The organism is Shewanella subflava (assembly GCF_025971955.1).
In the GTDB taxonomy this organism is placed as follows: Bacteria; Pseudomonadota; Gammaproteobacteria; order Enterobacterales; family Shewanellaceae; genus Shewanella; species Shewanella subflava.
Map to the genome: position 1 here is coordinate 72,531 of NZ_JAPDMX010000001.1, position 16,721 is coordinate 89,251.

The window sequence follows — 16,721 nt, forward strand, 5'->3', positions numbered from 1 at the left end:
AAACGGTGTTTGGATTGTTAAACTTAAATCTATATGTTGTTGTGGAATAATAATTGGTTAAGTGAGATATTTTCGAAGATGATTACTCAGTAAGGTTACAGATGACGACTACTCGTGGATTAATGATTACTCAAAAAATTGATGCGACTTCCTCAGGGTTCATGATGAATGGTGGATTAGATGCACAGAGCCTTCGGCAGTATCTTCTTTTTTGGGATCATCTAGTATGCCCACAAAGTAATATTTTTCATTTTGGTATGGGGGATGATTTTGAATATTTGATGAATGTAGGTATAGCTAAGTACTTAAGAGTGAATTTTAGTGGAAGTACTAATACTGGGGCAGCTTTTTGGCGAACTTTGCAGGATCAAGCTTTTAATGAATTGTCGAATGATAAAAACGTTGGATGGACTCTGGCATCCAGTATAAAAATGTTAGGACTAAGTGAAGATAAACAAGTTCAACATGAGGCATTGTGTTTTAAGTTAATCGATACTTTAAAAGTGTTTACCCCAGAAGTACCTCTTCCTGAAATTCTTGAATTTAAGCTTAAACGTCAGGATATGCTTCTTGAGTTTAGAGATAGCATGGATGAGCTTAAAGATAGTGTAATAGCGTCGTCAAATATCGTTGAGTCATTCCAACGAAAGCAGAGGAAGGTTGAAAAAGATATTATAGAGTTGAATCAATTGATCGATGAAACCAAATATCCTTCAGTACGTCGATGCGCTTTAGATGTTTTAGCTGTTGAAGGTGCTTTAGGTTTCACTTCAGCGATACTTGCTGAGTTAGGTGTTGGAAATGGATACGGTTTAGCTTTAAAGGGTACATCGATGATAGGGGGGATTGGAATTAGCTTAATGAGGCATAATGCACCAGTAAAACTGCCAGCTCATTTAAAACAATATGCTTATGTTGCATGTGCAACGAAAGATCTTGTTTAGTTAAATAGTAGCCTTGTCAACTGAATTCTGTCACCCTGGTTAAGTTCTTTAAGCTACTTCTTTTGAAAAATTGGGTCAAAATAACCTTTCTATACTTCCTCAATCAAACGCTTAAACACAGCCATAATCTTGCTGTTCAGGGGCTTTGTGCTGACTGACTTTGGTATTTTACTGAAAGTGTTAAAAGGCTGTGGGTTAGACTGATACTCAACAGGTGAACCATGGGAATTAGCGAGACGACCGTCCATCCCATGGACGGGATGTTCGAGCCCTCATGGATGAGTTTACGGCGTGTCGGTGAGTGAATGTCATGGTGAGCTGATACCAATCAATCACACCACTGTCTTTCACAGGGCACACCATCACCATCTCCATCCATTTCAGTATTTGGGCAATTTCTAATGTAAAAGGTAGCTTCTTCGCAGGAGCGCATCTGGCTACAGTGTGTTTTTCCTGCTTCGCAGCGAAATGATGGCGTGGTTATCGAGTTGATTGGGCTTGCTGTAGGTTGCCACTGCATGTTTTCAATATCTTCATTGGTCAGAACTGGCGTCTCATTGAGTTGCTGGTACTTTGAATAACCAAACACTGCGGTAACAGCCAGCGCAAGTGGGATAAGCTTTGATAGAAATGAACGAGGCTGGCGGCTCTTATATGCTTGGTTGCTACTAGTGCGAGTGGGTTTGGCACTTGCAACAATCGCAACACCTTCAATACTGGCTTTGATGGCTTTCACTTTGCCGTCGGGTTGCTGTTCACGTAGAAAGAGAATTTCATCACCGACTTTAGGTTTCCTTGCCATGTGTTTTAGTTCTGAAATATGAATAAACACATCCGTTTTATCACTGCTCATTGTGGGTTTGATAAATCCAAACCCCTTGTCATCTTTCCAGCGGGTGAGCGTGCCTTTTTCCATGAATTCCATTTCCTTTTTACATTTACCTGCGTACCGACCATTTTTCGAGATTATCGGTTTACTTTGATTGAGTGATAAGCATGATTTATCAACCGTATTTATTGATAACTTGATAAAAATCATCACTCTTAAATGCTGATAATAACCAGTTATCTATTGATAAAGCTATCTATAACGATATGTTGTGGCAAAGCTCGACGTTTTCCAACCATATCAAATCGGGTTACTGATTAAATTTATTCCTTCGGTGTTTTCCCTCAATCAGCAAAATTGATGTGTTAATTTTAGCGGTTGGATATAAAAAATAGCCAAATTATGGCTTAATAATCGCTATCGCAACTGCTGGTTGACAGATTAACAAGCTGGCTTGCTAGTGAGCAACTGCCTGATTTCTTATGCTTGCTGCTCAATTATTGATTAAAAGGATTCACTAATGATACTTGCAGAAAAGATTATTAGATTAAGGAAAAAACTGGGCTGGTCGCAAGAAGAATTAGCGGAGAAAATGAATGTTTCTCGTCAGTCTGTTTCTAAATGGGAAGGGGCCAATAGCATTCCTGATTTGAATAAAATCATTATGCTTTCACAGATTTTTGATGTGTCTACCGACTTCTTATTAAAGGATGATCATGAAGAGTTTGCGACTGTTAATGAAGCCAAAGAGCCCGGAATTAATCATATCAGCCTTGAGCAAGCAAATGAGTATGTTGAGCATAAAATAGCCATGGCCGCTATTGTCACTAAAGGGGTGGTTTGCTGTGTTTGCGCTACGATGCCGTTATTTTTCTTTATGGCGATGGCGGAAACGAATCGATTTAATATGACGGGTGATATTGCTTCGGTGCTGGGTATTGTGTGTGTGTTAATTTTTGTGGCCATTGGGGTCAGTTTTTTTATCAAAACAAACCAGTATCAAGATGAAATATCAGCTATTGAAGACGCTCCATTTGAATTAGCCTATGGTGTTCACAGTGTGTTTCATGAAAAACGTCGACATTTTAGATCGACTTATAATCTTCGCTTATCGGTGGGTATTTTTTGTTTTATTGTGAGCTTTTTTCCGCTGATGTGTGTGAGTATTTTTTCTTTTGAGCAAGACATTATTTTATTGATGGTCGCTGTGCTGCTTTTTATGATTGCCGTTGGCTTATTCATTATTTTGCCTGTGTCAGCAAAATATGATGCCTATAGCAATGTCTTAAAAGAAGCCGTTAAAGAGACAGAAACAAGTAGGCGTGCTAAACGCGCCGAGAAGTTGGCTGAATTTTATTGGCCCTTGTTAACCGCTATCTATCTTGGTTGGAGCTTTTGGACAATGGCTTGGGGTACCACTTGGATTGTTTGGCCTGTTGGGGCTGTGCTGTTTGGCGCATTAGTGGGGTTGGTGGAATTACTTCATAAAGACACCCCCTAATGTGAGGTATGTTAAATCAGTGACCAATGTTACCTGCTCAAGTTAACAATTACGGTTTTTTGTACTGTTAATTGATATTTTATTGATTTAATCATCCATTATTTATCCAGGCTTTGCAGTAAAGTGCGCCGCAATGAAGGCTTGGAGGATGTATGGTAACAATTGAGTTAGTGGTGGTGTTGGCAGCCATTTTTATCGGCGCACGAATTGGCGGCATTGGAATTGGCTTTGCGGGCGGCTGTGGTGTGTTGGTGTTAACACTTGGCTTAGGGATGAAACCGGGCACCATTCCTATTGATGTGATTCTGATCATCATGTCCGTTATCGCGGCAATTGCGGCCATGCAGGTGGCTGGTGGCTTGCAGTTTTTGGTCAATATCGCAGAGCGTGTTTTACGTAAAAACCCTAAACAGGTGACTTTTTTAGCCCCTATTGTTACTTATACCATGACGTTATTTGCGGGTACGGGCCACACTGCGTTTTCTACCTTACCTGTGATTGCAGAGGTAGCCAAAGAGCAGGGTATTCGTCCCTCACGCCCATTAAGTATTGCGGTTGTTGCCTCTCAAATTGCGATTACGGCGTCACCTATTTCAGCTGCCGTGGTGTTAATGAGCGGCATGCTTGAAAGCAAAGGCGTGGGCTATATTAGTTTATTGATGATTTGTATCCCCTCCACTTTTCTGGCTTGTATGATGGGTGCGTTTGTTGCCCAATTTATGGGCAAAGAGTTGCAAGATGACCCTATTTATCAAGACCGATTAGTGTACGGGTTAGTCAGTAAGCGCGATAGCACTAACACTGAGTTACCCGCGGGAGCAAAGCGCTCGGTGATGGTATTTTTGGTGGCGATTGTGGCGGTGGTGTTTTATGCAACCGCGATTAGTGATGCTGTCGGTCTGATTGATAATCCAACATTGCCACGCAATGAAGCCATTATGGTGTTTATGCTAACCGCAGCGACGGCGATAACCTTGTTTTGCAAAGTCGATTCAGCCGAGGTAGTTAATGCGGCCACGTTTAAGTCGGGGATGAGTGCCTGTATTTGTGTCTTGGGCGTAGCCTGGCTAGGCGACACTTTTGTAGCAGGGCATATAGATGAAATTAAAGCGTTATCGGGTGGTTTGTTAGAAGAGCACTCGTGGATGCTGGCGATTATTTTGTTTTTAGCGAGCATGTTATTGTATTCACAAGCCGCAACCACTGCAGCGCTAATGCCATCGGCCTTTATGCTTGGGGTGAGTCCTGAGGCGGCTATTGCATCTTTTGCTGCGGTCAGTGCCTTATTTGTATTGCCCACTTACCCCACCTTGCTGGCGGCTGTTGAAATGGATGACACAGGATCAACCCGTATTGGCCAGTGGGTATTTAATCATCCTTTTGTGGTGCCTGGTGTGGTGTCGATTGTGAGTTCGGTGATTATCGGATTTGTGTTCGCTGAGATTATTTTGTAGGCATATTCAATTTTTAGTTGCGGCGTTTTAATGTCACCACAATGCTGAATGCTATGCGTATAAGGTTGTAAATGAATAAAGCCCCGATACTTCATGGTATCGGGGTTTTTAGTTTTTTGAGTCTTTTAAAGGTTTATAGCACTGCTACTTTGTACGGCTAATTTTATCTAAATAGCCCATGGCGAATGCAGATAACACAAAGGTGATATGAATAAGTAGATACCACATGATTTTATCGTTATCGATATTTTCGGCATTCATGAACACTTTAAGTAAGTGAATAGACGATATGGCGACAATAGATGCAGCCACTTTGTTTTTCAGTGAGCCAGAATCCATTTTGCCAAGCCAGCCGAGTTTTTCACTGTCTTCACCTACATCAAGCTGTGAGACGAAGTTTTCGTAACCTGAAAACATCACCATAACCAGCAAACCACCCACTAAAGTGATATCGATCAATGAAAGTGTAATAAGGATCAAATCAACTTCTTTTATCTCGAAGATCATTGGGATGATGTGAAAGATTTCTTGGAAGAACTTTATGCCCAAGGCGAATAAAACCAAGCTTAAACCTAAGTAAATAGGTGCCATGATCCAGCGTGATGCATACATCAACTTCTCAAACATTTTTTCCATATAAAACTGACCCTTTAAATAAAATTTACTAGAAATCACCTAAGCGACTTATGGTAAAGCTATAAACGCATGAACTTTAACTGTGCAGAGGCACAGTAGCAAGCTTGAAGGCATTTCTTTGGTGTGTTTTGTGTTAGTGAAAGCAATTTATTCAACATAGGCTTGTTATGAGTAATAAAAAGTCATAACATGGAAGTCGAATTGCGCGCAATTTAATTGTTGTCTGTTTACTTGTCTGTCTGTCAGTTTAGTGGTTTGATGATTTGTTTTAATAAAGCGGAGCCTTTGTGGAGCTTGATAAGCTTTTAATCTTTGCCTCAGGTTAGTTTATTACACTGTATTGATGGCGATAAATTTTAAGCGTAACAGAGAGCTCAAATAATGGATGAACATCAAACAAACAACACCGCTAAAAAACCGTTAATGGTACTCGGTGTCATTGCCGCGATACTGGCTTTATTGGCGATTCTGATGACGGTGATGCCAAAGGGGTTTAAAACTACCCATGAAGAAATCGGCATGGGTAAGCCTACAGTGGTGTTTGTGTATGATCCCAATCTGACCGTGAGTAACAGTCAAACCGAACAGATGAATGAAGCCCGTGCTCATCTTGGCGATAATGTTGTGTTTTTGCTTGCTAGAGTGGGTGATCCTCATGGTGAAAAACTGATTGCTAAATATCGCGCCAATTCAACCGAGTTATTACTTTTTGATCCTGTAGGTAATCTAATAAAAAGACAGTATGGCGTCATTAATGCCAATGAGCTGATGCTGTGGGTGCGCTAGATTGCTGATGATGGGTTATTTCAACGTTGGCTAAAAGCATTCCCGGGCCATGATTGTTGGCTCAATATCCTGCTTAATCATCAGAGGGTTGTTAAACAGGGTTGGTTTTTGCTGAGCGTTAACTATTGGTCTAGAAGTGTTAATACCGCTGCGGTTGAGCCCGTTTCAGCAAGTTTAGGAAATAGATTACTTACACTGTTGTTGTGAGCCTCGATATTGACATCTGTCATTGCGTCGGTGGGTAAGGTGATGTTATATCCCAGCTCGAATGCCTGTCTAGCCGTTGACTCAACCCCCATGCTGGTAGCTATGCCACATATGACGAGTTGAGTAATTTTCAGTGAGCTTAGTATTTGTTGTAGTTGCGTATTAGAGAAGGCTCCCCAAGTTTGTTTGGTAATATAAATATCGTGATCTTCTGCTTGGAGTTCATCAATTAATTGACTCCAATCGGCTGATTTTTCAGCATTGGATTTGACTGTATCAGTGCGCCCTGGGGCGACACCATCTACATTTACAAACACAATCGGTAGAGATAACTGGCGAAATTTAGCGATTAATTGAACACAATTATCAATAACATTACTTATTGGGTGACAGGTGTTTAAGGCGACAATACCTTGTTGTAGGTCGATAACCACTAATACGGGGCGATGATCTATTTGCTTGATGCTCATTGTTTGCTCCTTTTGTTAATACACATAATTAGTATCACCTAGATTAAGTGTCTACAGTGTTGTAGGTATATTTTGTCAAACAGAGAAATTTAACGATTTTTACCATTTTATTGGGTGGCATGAACTCCTTATGGCGTCATCGCTATTTAGACCATGATGCATCATGCCTGCTGCTGATGTCTGGTATTTCATTGATGCTTAATCTTAGCTGATCATTAACCGCTTTATTGCAAATCCCAATCGTAATCCCAATCGTAATAAATAACTGCTCATACTCGCTTTTGAAAATATTAGATAATGGCGTGAAATTTTTATTATTGTGTATTTCAGTTGGTTAACCATTAAATGGCTTAATTAGTATTGCTTAATGTTGGGTTTTTAACGATTTATTTGATAGTTAATGTTTAAATTAAGCCTAAGAAATTTTTTATTTGTATCTGTTTTTGCTACCTTTTAATGACAATTAATAGACCATATAAGTAACAAATTTTGATCTTGGTAACATATTAGTGCTAAAGCGTCATTAATGTGATTTTGTAAGTGATATTTTGCTTTACTTGTTTGCCCTTCAGGATTAAATTCGCCGCCGATAATCTAGGGTGTGTCCTCCCTTAATAAACCCATTGTCTTAAACCTGCTCCATCTTCACGTTAAAGTAGTCTTAAATTGTCCAAAATCATTCATGAACATGTTGAAAACAGCATAGCAGCTCCTGTCATCGGCCTGACTTTTTTTGCTATCGCATCCGGCTTTTTAATGAGCCTTATTCCATTGTCGTTATCCTATTTTGGTCTTAGCCAGTCGCTTACACCTTGGCTGGCGAGTGTGTTTTATTTTGGGTTGTTATTAGGTGCAACATGTATTCAAAGAGTCATTAAATATTTTGGCCATAGACGCGCATTTATCTTGTTTTTAAGTCTGGTGGCGATAACCGTAGTGGCTATGTTGTTAATGCCTAATCCCGTCACATGGTTAGCTGCAAGGTTTGTTGCTGGTATGGCCATTGCTGGGGTATTTGTGGTGGTGGAGTCATGGTTGTTAATGGCTAATTGCCCTAAAAAGCGAGTGAAGCGACTCGGGCTGTATATGGCCGCGCTTTATGGCGGCAGTGCCGCTGGGCAATTGGCAATTTCATTGTTTGGCACTCAAGGTCTTCAGCCCTACATGTTGGTTTTAGGATTGTTGTTTTTAGCCACTCTTGCACCATTAATACTGCGCTCTGGTCAGCCTGTTAGTGAGGAGTTGCAGCGGATAAATCGCAAAGAGATCCGTCATATTAATCGTCCCGCCATTATTGGGTGTATTGTATCAGGGCTGTTATTAGGGCCAATTTACGGGCTAATGCCGTTGTATTTATCCCAATCAACGGCTTTTTCGGGGCAAACCGGCTTATTGATGGCGAGTGTAATTTTAGGCGGAATGGCAGTGCAACCTATTGCCAGTGCACTTTCGACCCGCATGAGTAAGAGTTTATTGATGGCGATTTTTTGCTTATTAGGCTGTATTGCGGTGATGGGAATTCTCGAATCATCAAGTTTGTTAATGATGGCAATCAGTTTATTGTTATTAGGGGCTAGCAGTTTTGCCTTGTATCCAATCGCGATTACCTTGGCATCAGATACCCTGCCGATAGAAAAAATGGTTTCAGTGACCGAGTTAATGTTGTTGTGTTACAGCGTAGGTTCAGTACTTGGACCGTTAATGGCGACATCATTTACAGCCGCCGATGACGGACTGGTGGTTTATTTAGGTGTGTGTTTATTGGCAACGTGTATCTACATGTTAATCAAGAGTATGGCGGCTATTTCGTCAGGGCAAAAGCCTATTGCGGGTTAGTACTAATCCTCATCAATAACGGTTTATTCTAGGGCGTGTTTATCTTTGTCTGAGATTTTATTTTGGGATGGGGATGACTGGTTTACCTAGCCATTTTTTATACTTAATGGCATAAGTCGCAAAGGTTATCGGCTTTAGAGGTGTGAATTGGCTTGCTATCTTAGCGGTTATCACTAACTATCTAAGCGCTGTCGATTTGCAGCGCTCAATGAGGACTCTGTCATGCTTTACGATCTGACTGTCGTACAATTCAGCAAAATGTTGAATAATTTAAATCATATTCTTGATAAAGGTGAAGCCTTCGCGGCCCTTAAAAGAGTCGAAGTTTCGGTGTTGTTGAATGCGCGCCTAGCGCCTGATCAGTTTAATCTGATTCGTCAGGTACAAATAGCCTGTGATACCGCAAAAATTGGTGTGGCGAGATTAACCGGTAATATGGATACCGTGCCTAAGCATGATGATAGTGAAACAACACTTGAGGAGTTGCGTGCGCGCATCGCATCGGTGCTTGAATATTTGGCAAGTTTTAATGAAGCAGATTTTGCTGATGCGGCGAATGTGCATGTATCACAGCCTCGTTGGGAAGGTAAGTATCTGACCGGCTATGAGTTTGCCATTGAACATGCGATACCAAACCTTTATTTTCACGTGACAACAGCGTATGCCATTTTGCGTCACAATGGCGTTGAAGTCGGTAAAAAAGATTATCTAGGGGCAATGCCTTACAAGGCGCCAATCCTCTAAAGTCTATTAATGACTGACCTTGCACGAACTAAGTGGCATTGCCACTTAGTTTTTATGGTAGTTAACTTAACAATATCAAGTCACAAAACCGTTGAGTTAAACCTTCAGTTGCCACATTTCAAATGTTTCGCGGCAAAGCTGCTCTCTAAATTTGGGGTGGGCAATGTCAATCAGGGCACGAGCTCGTTCCCTTAGTGATTTTCCGCGTAAATTTGCCACGCCATACTCTGTCGCAATATAGTGCACATGGGCACGTGTTGTGACGACACCTGCACCTGGCGATAATACTGTAGCGATGCGCGACACTGTGCCATTAGCTGCAGTGCTTGGCAGAGCAATAACAGATCGCCCACCTTCAGATAACCCGGCGCCACGAATAAAATCCATTTGCCCTCCCACACCAGAGTAAATTCGTGTGCCTAACGAATCTGCACAAATTTGTCCTGAGATATCCACCTGTAAAGCTGAGTTGATAGCCATTACATTGGGGTTTTTACGGATAATCGAGGTGTCATTGACCTGCTCAATATCCATAAATATCACCGAGGGATTATCATCCACAAAGTCATAAAGTCTTTGGCTACCCAGAGCAAATCCTGTGACAAGTTTGCCTGGGTACACTTTTTTGCGACTGTTATTGATCACACCTAACTCAACCAGATTGAGTACACCGTCAGAAAATAGCTCCGTATGCACACCAAGATCTTTGTGCTTGGTTAAACAAGCTAAAACCGCGTCGGGAATAGCGCCAATTCCCATTTGCAGGCAGTCTCCATCCCGTACCAGTTTTGCGACATGCTGCCCAATAGCTAGGCTAGTTGCATCGCTGGCAGCCAGTGGGTGTTGAGGTAACGGGACACTTTGTTCATACACAGCAGCCAATTTATGGTAATGGATAAATCCATCACCATGGGTGCGGGGCATCATAGGGTTGATGTGGGCTATGATTTTTCCTGCCATTTGGCAGGCGGCCAATGTTGCCTCCACTGAGATCCCTAAAGAGCAAATGCCGTGTTTATCAGGTGGCGAAACCTGAATGATGGCGGTATCGATAGCTTGCTCACCTGAGCGAAATAATTTAGGCACTTCAGATAAAAAAATCGGCACATAATCAGCATCACCTTGCTGTAAAAGGGAGCGCGTTGGCACGCCGCCAAAGAAACATCGATGGCGAAGATGGCCTGTTAATCTTGGATGACTAAGCGATTCGGCATTTTCAGTATGTAACTGTAATAACGTGAGGTTTTGTCGTGTTAGCGCATGTTCGGCTAAGGCATCGAGTAATACTTTGGGGGTGGCCCCCATAGAATGAGTCCATAGGGTCTCATTGTCTTCAATTAACGCTATGGCCTGCAAAGCACTGCGACAAAGAATTGGGGGCATTTTCATCACTCACGTTATTTATACTGTTTGCAGTGTAAGTTGATTTCGCACACTTTGACAGCATTAACCGACATGTATTTGATGTAAAACAAAGAGATAAAAGCCAATAACGTAAATGTTTGTCGATTAGTTACCCTTTAGCTTGTACGTGTTTCAATGCTGCCTGTAATGCTTCATAGCGGAAACGGAATGCATTTTCATCGGGCAGGGAGTCTATCACATGAAACTTACGTAATTGGTCCTGTGTTTGTTGGTTAGGGCAAAGTAAAAAGACTTCACAATCTGCATCCTGTGCATCTTTTATCGCGTTTTCAAGTGCTAACCCTACCGTAACATCAATCATGGGGACGTCGGTTAAATCGAGGATCATCGCTTCATATTCTGCAATGCTGGCATGTTGTCTTGAAATGGCTTTTGACACACTGAAAATCATTGGTCCAGATAAGTAAAAAAACAACACTTTGCCATTGGCTTGATCCAATAATCCCCGCTCACTTTGGGTGAGTGGCACCACGTTTTGATCAGCATCGCTGATGGCTTTTACTTGCCTTGCTTGTTCGCGGCTAAGGCGTTCGATAATTAAGATATTAGAAATAAACACGCCAAGACCAACCGCGACAATAAGGTCAACAAATACCGTGAGCAGCATAACGCCGTACATAATAGCCATGCCTTGAACACTGACTTTGTGGGCGCGCTGAATGAAGCTCCAATCCAAAATATTAAAGCCGACATAAACCGCAATCCCAGCTAACACCGCCATAGGGATAGGTTCAGTTAAACCGCCAGCAACCAATACCACTAAGGCTAATACCGCTGCGCGAGTAATACCTGATAAAGGTGAACGTGCCCCAACTTGGATGTTGGTCACTGTGCCCATGGTTGCGCCTGCCCCCGGAAGGGCGCCAAATAAGCCTGAAATCATATTGGCTAATCCTTGTCCGCGTAATTCTTTGTCTGAGTCATGCTCTTTACGGGTAAGTGAGTCACCAATTACCGCTGTCAGTAATGTATCGATACAGCCTAAAGTGCCTAATACCAAAGCATCAATCACCATCGTCATGAAAATGTCAGCATTAATGTGCGGAATAACTAAGGAGGGCAGTCCTGCTGGAATTTCACCGATGCGACGAATGCTGTCGGTATCGAAAATGAGGATAGAAAGTAAGGTTACGCCGATTAACGCGACTAACTGGGCTGGTACGTATTTGCGCAGGTGTTTAGGGAACAAAAATAAGGTCGCTAAGGTAAGTAACCCTAACAATAACTCGCTAAAATGAATGTTAGCTAACGTGTTTGGTAATGAAGACAAGGTTCCGATCACACCGCCTGCAGGTGCGGCGTGCCCTAGCAGAGGTGATAACTGCAAGATAATTAAAATTACCCCAATGCCTGACATAAACCCTGAAATCACACTATAGGGCATTAAAGTGACGTATTTGCCCAGTTTTAACGTGCCGATTAAAAATTGAAATCCGCCCGCCATCATGACCACAGTGAATGAAATTGCCATACCAGATTCAGGATATTTTGCCACCATAGTGGTTAAAATAGCGGTCATGATCACCGTCATTGGGCCTGTTGGTTCAGAGATTAGCGTGGATGAACCACCAAACAGCGAGGCAAAAAATCCCACAAGAATTGCGCCCCATAAACCCGCTTCAGCGCCGGCGCCAGAAGCGACACCGAAGGCAAGGGCCAAGGGTAAGGAAATGATTGCTGTGGTTACACCACCAAACAAATCGCCTTTGATATTGACATCTTTAAAGCGTTCTCTAAACACAATGACCATCTCTTAAGCAAAACTTCGCGAGACTTTAACAAAAAACGGATCGATTTGTATAGTTTTGATGGTCTGGCGCCCCATTGGATAGACCAGTAAATGAGGGCAAAGCGATCCATTAAGGCGAAGGCGCGTCGCTATGCTTAAAAGGTAAGGTAAACGAGTCTGCATCATGTGATGCACTTTATTTTCAGCCTACTTAAGCGCGGGATATTTGATCGTCGTTAAGGTTTAGAGTGACTTTTGCGATATGCTGATAATACCTCATCTTTTAAGTAATGGTTGTAGCCATATGATGTTACCCAATGATTTCTATACCGCGCAACAGGTCAAAGACGGTGAAATAATGGCGGCAAGGCAGGAGGGTATAAATCTATACCAATTGATGCAACGAGCTGGAACCGCTGTTTTTGGCATTCTTAGGCAATATTATCCAGTGCCTCAGCATGTTTTAGTCTGTTGTGGTGGCGGTAATAATGGTGGTGATGGCTACGTGTTAGCAAGGCTATTACTCAAAGCTGGCATTAAGCTAACAGTGTGGTCAACTCATCAACCGGATAGGCTGGTGGGGGATGCCTCCCTAGCTTACCTTGACTATGTTGCCGCGGGGGGCGTCATACAGACAGCACAAGATACCATTGAAGCAGATGTGGATGTGATCATTGATGCGCTGCTAGGTACAGGTCTTAGTGGCGCGCCAAAAGAATCAACCGCAGCATTAATTGGTCTGATTAATTTAAGTTCTGCTCAAGTGATTGCCGTTGATATACCCTCTGGTTTGTGTGCTGATACAGGAGCGGTTTTGGGCGTGTGTGTGGCGGCAGACCATACTGTAAGTTTTATCGGGTTTAAACAAGGGTTAGTGACCGCTAGGGCAAGAGATTACACTGGAAAATTACATTTTGATGGTTTGGGTGTTGAGGTGGCGTTTAAACGCCTGCAACATGCAAAAGTGTTGGCAATTAGCGAGTTATTATTAACCCGTGCAGCCATGACACGTAAAAATACTGCCAATAAAGGTCACCATGGTAAGGCGCTGTTAGTGGGTGGTGATATGGGCATGGGGGGCGCCATTATCCTGAGTTCATTGGCATGTGCTCGCAGCGGTGCGGGCTTAACAGCAGTATTAACTCATCAAGCAAACTATGCTGCGCTGTTATCCCATTGCGCTGAGGTTATGTGCAATGATTGGCGCGACAATGAAAATAATGCATCACGTATCACATGGGCGACGGCTATTGCATTGGGCCCCGGCTTAGGTGTTAGCCCCCAAGCAAAATCAATCTTTGACCTGATTTGCCAGCTCAATAAGCCCAAAGTATTTGATGCCGATGGGCTAAATCTACTGGCATTATCCCCCAACTATGATGCCAATCGCGTAATTACCCCTCATCCCGGTGAGGCCGCGAGGTTATTGGGTTGCACTGTGGCCTACATTGAGCGTGACCGTTTTGCTGCTGTACGAGAGTTACAGCATCGATTTGGCGGTGTAACGATTTTGAAAGGGGCAGGCACCCTAGTGTGTGATGGAACGCAAGTGTATGTTTGTTTAGCGGGCAACTCAGGAATGGCATCCGGTGGTATGGGGGATGTATTAACGGGGGTGATTGTCAGTTTGCTTGCTCAGGGCTATTCGCTGGCAGATGCGGCATTAATAGGAGTGCAACTGCATAGTCAAGCTGCTGATGAAGCGGTAAAAATAGCAGGAAAAATCGGCTTGCTTGCCAGTGATTTAGTGCCGTTTATTCGACAGAGTATGAACAAGTTAATCAGTGGGTAGCTAAAATGATAAAAGAGTAAAGGATGTGAATACTTTACTCTTTTTACGCGCTGATATTATTGTTGTAATTGCGCTTTGGCAGCTTCCACTTTAGAAAAATCTAAGCCCAATTCAACTACGGCTTCTTTGATCAGTGCAGGGTTTTGCATCACTAACGCCATTAATTGCTGTAACTTTTCAGCAGGGATACCTAATTGGCCAACAATACTCATTGCCATTAATGGATTTTGCGTCAACGCTTGAAATAGCTCGTTAATTTTTGCATCGCTGACATCGTGTTCTTTTAAGATGGCAATAATTGGATTCATAACTTTAGCCTGTATTAATGGTTGAAATTAAGTAGAGGCTAATTCTAGCACAAGTCCTGCACGACACTAGGGGGATTGCTCTTTGGTGGTCAAATCTTGTGCGAGTCAACTCGATAGGCACATCTTTGTATTGTTCAATTCAGTCTTTGTGATTTTTATTATCAGTGATTGTGAGTGATGTTTAAATTATTCAAGGGGGTGCTAATTTTTTTGGGGTTTGCCCGTGCCTTGGTGGCGAGCGATTTAAGGGCGGAATGTTCAAAAGAAGGGGGTTCAACATCTTCTTACTCATATTGACCTAGCTAGGTTCATTGCAACGGGTTAAGTAGATGAACTGCAGCTTTTTATTTGGCTACTTATCGATAATATTAGCCTCAGTCGGTCTTGGTTATCATAACCTATGAATACAGGGTCAAAGGTATTTATGCCAATTTTTGTTTTAATCAATGAACCATTATTAATCTATATTGGCTGATTATTTCATTATGTTAGTTATTTAATTCATTGATAATAAAAGAATCCTGCTGTAAATTCATGCTATGAAATATCGAGGTTGTCAGGTTGTAGACATGCATTTTAACCGTAAAATTAAAGCCGATAGGCCGTTTCAGTATAAGCCATCCACTGGGCCAATTTTGAGACAATTTGAAAGTGACCGCGGCCGTATTATTAATTCTGCAGCCATTAGACGATTACAACAAAAAACTCAGGTGTTCCCGCTTGAGCGAAATGCAGCTGTGCGCAGTCGTTTAACGCATTCTATGGAAGTGCAGCAAGTTGGCCGCTACATTAGCCAACTTATTTGTGATGGACTTTCTCGTTTCGATACCGAAGAACAGCACTTTGGTTTAAAGACATTGGCGCGTGAGTTAGAAACCATCGTTGAAATGTCTTGTTTAATGCATGATGTGGGTAATCCACCTTTTGGGCATTTTGGTGAGGCGGCGATGATTGATTGGTTGCAAAACCATATTGAAGCGCTATACACCCAAGTGCATGGCAAAACGCTTCCACAGCATATTGCCCGAGATTTGATTCATTTTGAGGGCAATGCCCAGGGCATTCGATTAATACATACCTTACTCAAGCTTAATCTGACCTATTCACAAGCTTCAGGGATCATGAAATATACCCGCTGTGGTACCGAGCCAAAGCCCGACAACGCAGATAATGATCCCCACAGTTATTTAAAGAAAAAAGTGGGGTATTACCTTAGTGAAAGTGGGTTTATTGCAGAATTACAAAAAACGCTTGAGATAGCGCCCCACTGTCGATCTCCATTCTCCTATATTATGGAGGCGGCCGATGATATTTCGTACGGAATTGCAGATTTAGAAGATGCGGTCGAAAAAGGCGTGCTAACAGTAGTGCAGATGAAGCAGGCTTTAGTGGCAAAATTTCGCGAATTAACCACGCATTTAACCGATGACGAACGGGACGTGATGAGTTTAATGTTAGATAAAGCCACTAACAGTGCCAAGGGTAGCGACAGCATGTTTTTTGTGTTTTTACGGGTTGGGGTGAATAGCCGTTTACCGCAGCATGCGCAAAAACGCTTTATGGATAATATTGAGGCTGTATTTAATGGTAGCTTTAATCATGCGTTGATTGAAGACCACAGCGTTAATCATATGATAGTTGAAACCTTTAAACGAGTTGCGCTAGAGCAAGCATTTTGTCATCCAGAAGTTGAAGCGCGTGAGCTGCAAGGTTACAGGGTGATTAGCGGACTACTGGAGTGCTATAAGCCAATCCTTGCGTTGAGTCGCAAGCAATTTAATGTGTTGGTGTATGGTAAGCAAACTGACTCGGATAAACAGATTGCGATTCCGATTTATCCTAAACGTTTATTTAAAAAACTCTCTTCAAAGCACATTGCCGCCTATCAAGGGGCAATGACTGACGGTGTATGGTCGACACATTTTGACGATGAAGATTGCCGTGAATTTTATTATCGTACTCGGCTGATTATTGATTATATCAGCGGTATGACAGATCAGTTTGCCTATGATGAGTATCGCGCTTTTCATGTCATTGATGAGTTTTGATTTGGTGTTAAA

Annotated in this window: 14 protein-coding genes; 8 read left to right on the top strand and 6 right to left on the bottom strand. The window is 42.3% G+C overall.

Annotated elements, in window-relative coordinates; all coding sequences use genetic code 11:
- Positions 1 to 101: 101 nt before the first annotated feature.
- Positions 102 to 944 (top strand): DUF6236 family protein, encoded by an 843-nt coding sequence (locus OHT75_RS00300; RefSeq protein WP_264724356.1) that lies wholly within the window; start codon positions 102 to 104, stop codon positions 942 to 944.
- A 328-nt stretch (positions 945 to 1,272) separates the two neighbouring features.
- On the opposite strand, the gene OHT75_RS00305 is transcribed toward OHT75_RS00300, so the two are convergent.
- Entirely contained in the window at positions 1,273 to 1,860 is a 588-nt protein-coding gene (locus OHT75_RS00305) for an excalibur calcium-binding domain-containing protein (protein ID WP_264724357.1), read from the bottom strand.
- 433 nt (positions 1,861 to 2,293) lie between these two features.
- On the opposite strand from OHT75_RS00305, the gene OHT75_RS00310 reads away from it, so the two are divergent.
- Positions 2,294 to 3,274, top strand: a complete 981-nt coding sequence (locus tag OHT75_RS00310; RefSeq protein ID WP_264724358.1) for a helix-turn-helix domain-containing protein — start codon at positions 2,294 to 2,296, stop codon at positions 3,272 to 3,274.
- A gap of 152 nt (positions 3,275 to 3,426) precedes the next feature.
- Positions 3,427 to 4,728 (top strand): anaerobic C4-dicarboxylate transporter, encoded by a 1,302-nt coding sequence (locus tag OHT75_RS00315; protein ID WP_264724359.1) that lies wholly within the window; start codon positions 3,427 to 3,429, stop codon positions 4,726 to 4,728.
- A gap of 144 nt (positions 4,729 to 4,872) precedes the next feature.
- On the opposite strand, the gene OHT75_RS00320 is transcribed toward OHT75_RS00315, so the two are convergent.
- On the bottom strand, positions 4,873 to 5,364 hold the full coding sequence (locus tag OHT75_RS00320) for a TIGR00645 family protein (RefSeq protein ID WP_264724360.1): 492 nt from the start codon (positions 5,362 to 5,364) through the stop codon (positions 4,873 to 4,875).
- A 381-nt stretch (positions 5,365 to 5,745) separates the two neighbouring features.
- Between OHT75_RS00320 and OHT75_RS00325 the strand changes: the two genes are divergently transcribed.
- Positions 5,746 to 6,150, top strand: a complete 405-nt coding sequence (locus tag OHT75_RS00325) for a hypothetical protein (RefSeq protein ID WP_264724362.1) — start codon at positions 5,746 to 5,748, stop codon at positions 6,148 to 6,150.
- Between the two features lie 122 nt (positions 6,151 to 6,272).
- Here OHT75_RS00325 and OHT75_RS00330 read toward each other — a convergent pair whose 3' ends face one another.
- Entirely contained in the window at positions 6,273 to 6,827 is a 555-nt protein-coding gene (locus OHT75_RS00330) for a cysteine hydrolase family protein (RefSeq protein ID WP_264724363.1), read from the bottom strand.
- Positions 6,828 to 7,493: 666 nt separating this feature from the next.
- Here OHT75_RS00330 and OHT75_RS00335 point away from each other — a divergent pair.
- Positions 7,494 to 8,663, top strand: coding sequence for an MFS transporter (locus tag OHT75_RS00335; protein WP_264724364.1), 1,170 nt, complete (start codon positions 7,494 to 7,496; stop codon positions 8,661 to 8,663).
- A 222-nt stretch (positions 8,664 to 8,885) separates the two neighbouring features.
- Complete coding sequence (locus OHT75_RS00340) at positions 8,886 to 9,407, top strand: DUF1993 domain-containing protein (protein ID WP_264724365.1); 522 nt, start codon at positions 8,886 to 8,888, stop codon at positions 9,405 to 9,407.
- A 96-nt stretch (positions 9,408 to 9,503) separates the two neighbouring features.
- On the opposite strand, the gene OHT75_RS00345 is transcribed toward OHT75_RS00340, so the two are convergent.
- Together OHT75_RS00345 and OHT75_RS00350 are read right to left on the bottom strand one after the other, a co-directional pair.
- Complete coding sequence (locus tag OHT75_RS00345) at positions 9,504 to 10,790, bottom strand: acetyl-CoA hydrolase/transferase family protein (RefSeq protein ID WP_264724424.1); 1,287 nt, start codon at positions 10,788 to 10,790, stop codon at positions 9,504 to 9,506.
- A gap of 130 nt (positions 10,791 to 10,920) precedes the next feature.
- Complete coding sequence (locus tag OHT75_RS00350; protein WP_406681925.1) at positions 10,921 to 12,573, bottom strand: SulP family inorganic anion transporter; 1,653 nt, start codon at positions 12,571 to 12,573, stop codon at positions 10,921 to 10,923.
- A 292-nt stretch (positions 12,574 to 12,865) separates the two neighbouring features.
- On the opposite strand from OHT75_RS00350, the gene OHT75_RS00355 reads away from it, so the two are divergent.
- Positions 12,866 to 14,353, top strand: a complete 1,488-nt coding sequence (locus tag OHT75_RS00355; protein WP_264724367.1) for an NAD(P)H-hydrate dehydratase — start codon at positions 12,866 to 12,868, stop codon at positions 14,351 to 14,353.
- A gap of 56 nt (positions 14,354 to 14,409) precedes the next feature.
- Here OHT75_RS00355 and OHT75_RS00360 read toward each other — a convergent pair whose 3' ends face one another.
- Positions 14,410 to 14,661, bottom strand: a complete 252-nt coding sequence (locus OHT75_RS00360; RefSeq protein ID WP_261298972.1) for a DUF2999 domain-containing protein — start codon at positions 14,659 to 14,661, stop codon at positions 14,410 to 14,412.
- A gap of 569 nt (positions 14,662 to 15,230) precedes the next feature.
- On the opposite strand from OHT75_RS00360, the gene dgt reads away from it, so the two are divergent.
- Complete coding sequence (gene dgt / locus OHT75_RS00365) at positions 15,231 to 16,709, top strand: dGTPase (protein WP_264724368.1); 1,479 nt, start codon at positions 15,231 to 15,233, stop codon at positions 16,707 to 16,709.
- The last annotated feature ends 12 nt before the right edge of the window (positions 16,710 to 16,721 follow it).